This is a genomic window from uncultured Lamprocystis sp. (assembly GCF_903933125.1).
Lineage (GTDB): Bacteria > Pseudomonadota > Gammaproteobacteria > Chromatiales > Chromatiaceae > Thiodictyon.
Genome location: NZ_CAIZIZ010000423.1, coordinates 1 through 1,766, shown reverse-complemented (window position 1 = coordinate 1,766; position 1,766 = coordinate 1). Strand labels below are relative to the sequence as shown.

1 protein-coding gene is annotated in these 1,766 nt (G+C 60.3%); it reads right to left on the bottom strand.

Annotated features, from left to right (window positions below; genetic code table 11):
• Positions 1–779: 779 nt before the first annotated feature.
• Entirely contained in the window at positions 780–1,517 is a 738-nt protein-coding gene (locus QZY03_RS22600; protein ID WP_295584808.1) for a transposase, read from the bottom strand.
• Between the last annotated feature and the right edge of the window lie 249 nt (positions 1,518–1,766).

Genomic DNA, 1,766 nt, shown 5'->3' with positions numbered 1-1,766 from the left:
CGTGGTTCGTCATCAGGACGTAGGCATGGACTGCCACCGATTCCTCGGATGCAGCCAGCCGCAGGCAATCGAGAAAAAACCGATCATCGTCGTTGTCGAAGAACACCGCCGACCGGTCGAAGAGGAAAACAGGAGGAAAACAGGGACAGACCACGTTTCTGCCGTGTACCGAGCGGAGGAGCGCACTTCGCCAAGTGAAGCACCGTCCTCGGAGGTCGATTTTACGTTTCCTTCCTGGCGCTTAGAGACTCCACGGACGAGCACGAAGGCGCCGTCGGCGGACCCGTGTAATGGGTGTGACCGAAACTGATGTGAGTCGGCGGGATCATCGATTGTTGGATGGGCAAAGGGCAGCGGGCCTTGGTCATAAACCCGGCCACCGCGCGATCTGCACGGTCGCTGGTCCGCACAGCGGACCCTACAGGTCACGGTGTTACCGTAGGGTCCGCAGTGCGGACCGTTCGCGGCTACCGACGTGTAGGGGCGACTTTCGTTGTCTCTACAGCCGCATGCGGATCTTGCAGCGCCCGTAAAACAAACCGGAGGTCGAGGCTTCAGCCGGTGCGGCACTGCCGCCCGCTAAAGCGTCGGCCTCCGGTCGCGTCGCCCGGGTCACCGGCGGTAGATCTCGCGTGGTACGAAGTTCTTCGGAAATCACCTCAGACCTCGACGCGGTCCGGATGGGCACGCCCGATCGACGCCTTGCCAGGTCCGGACCATCGCGCGCGGGCTTTGCCCATCGACGGAGTTGATATCTCAGAGGATACTTAAGGGACAGACTACGTGTGTAGGGTGTCCTGGATCGGAAGATCTTGCTGTGCTGCGTCAGGCTCCGGCTTTGGCGGTCGACCCGGCGCGCCTTTCCAGGTGCGCCGACCGACCATGCCGGCAATCTGGCGTTCAAAGGCGCCACTGCCGAGTACGAAGCCGCCGTTGGTGGACGCGCGCAACCGCTGGAGCGTCTCGGTGGTCAGTTCGTCGGCGAACAGTTGCCGATAGGCGATGCGGCGGGCCTCTTCGGATGGCGCAAGGTCAAGCAGGAGCGGGTGGGGTGTGACGAGCGCGTCCGCTTGGCCAAGGGCATTGCGGCGATAGCTCGACCATGGATAGTCCCCCGGCGCACCAACCATGTGTGCTCGGACCGGGTTGAGTTCGATGTAGCGTTGGCAGGCGAACAGGTAGGCGTCCGCTTCGATCACGGAGGATCGGAAACGGCCTTCAAACAGCGGGCCGGTGCGGCGATAGGTGCGGTTGACGTGCTGCACATAGCGTTGTCCCACGCGCTTCATCAGGGCCGGGACGCCCTGAGCATGGTCTGGCGTCAATAGCAGGTGAACGTGGTTCGTCATCAGGACGTAGGCATGGACTGCCACCGATTCCTCGGATGCAGCCAGCCGCAGGCAATCGAGAAAAAACCGATCATCGTCGTTGTCGAAGAACACCGCCGACCGGTCGATGCCGCGAAGGATCACATGCATGGGGAAACCGGCGGCGACGATGCGGGCGCGTCTGGGCATGGTGCCTGTCTCCATCGGGTCTGTAACGCGACGGAGTCTAGCAGCAAAGGGAGGTCTTTTTTCCCATTAGGCGATGTTCAGGAATAACGATCGCGACTGTGCATGCCGGTATCGAGACTTTATTAATTATGCGGACAAACTGCTGGCATAAATTGTATGCGGCAAAAGAAAGAACGACTGGATTCGCTTGATGTCGCTTTTTAGCGATTTCAAGGCAGAATTTAGTCTGTTTTTGAGATCATCACGGGT

Excerpts from the sequence above, each read along its gene's own strand:
- QZY03_RS22600 (WP_295584808.1), bottom strand. The coding sequence starts at position 1,517 with ATGCCCAGACGCGCCCGCATCGTCGCCGCCGGTTTCCCCATGCATGTG.